A 685-nucleotide genomic window follows, 5' to 3' on the forward strand; every position below is an offset into this window, starting at 1 on the left:
GCGATGGCGCGGGCGATCTGGGCACGCTGGCGCTCCCCGCCCGACAGCGAGCCGATCACGCGGTCAAGCATTTTCAACATGCCCGTCCGCTTCAGAGCCTCGACGACAATGTCGCGTTCCTCGCTCCTTCTCCGCAAGCCGACATGCGGAACCCTGCCAAGCTCGACATAGTCTATCACCGCAAGGCGCGGATCCGGTTGGTCAGACTGGCCGACCACGGCGATCTTGCGGGCACGATCGATAGCGGCGAGATGGTCGAGACGGCGGCCTCCAAGCCTGATCTCACCCAAACCCGGCCGAACCATTCCCGCGAGCATCCTGAGCAGCGTCGTCTTGCCGGCGCCGTTCGGCCCGATGATTGCCAGCCGGTCGCCCGCCTCCACCCTCAGGCTCACATCCTCGACCAGGCTTTGCCCTGCCAGGGAACGGAAACCGACATCGTGCGCCTCGAGCATGACGGTGCTCATCACGCGACCCGCGCGGCGAGGACCGCAGGAATGCGCGCCAGCGTCTTGCCGGCGAGACCAAGGGGACGCTCGCCCTCCCTGCACCAACCATTCGGCAGCCCATGATAGAGGTGTGCGAAGTCGATCAGGTGGGGAGCGTCACGGTCCGAATCGATGTCGCCGAAGAGGTAGCTGGCCTTGCCGCCGGCTGTGTAGGCAACGGTCAGCGGTCTGTCGCA

General features: G+C 65.8%; 2 protein-coding genes. Both read right to left on the reverse strand.

Translation table 11 applies throughout. From position 1 onward, the window contains the following. The coding region (locus tag EOC06_RS42930) for an ABC transporter ATP-binding protein (protein WP_245469816.1) at positions 1-467 on the reverse strand (467 nt) is incomplete at its 3' end. Continuing rightward, positions 467-685, reverse strand: a 219-nt coding sequence (locus tag EOC06_RS42935; RefSeq protein ID WP_245469815.1) for a DUF1636 family protein, incomplete at its 5' end; no start/stop codon positions are given. The genes EOC06_RS42935 and EOC06_RS42930, both read right to left, overlap by 1 nt.

Source organism: Mesorhizobium sp. M7A.F.Ca.MR.362.00.0.0 (genome assembly GCF_004023175.1).
Classification (GTDB): domain Bacteria; phylum Pseudomonadota; class Alphaproteobacteria; order Rhizobiales; family Rhizobiaceae; genus Mesorhizobium.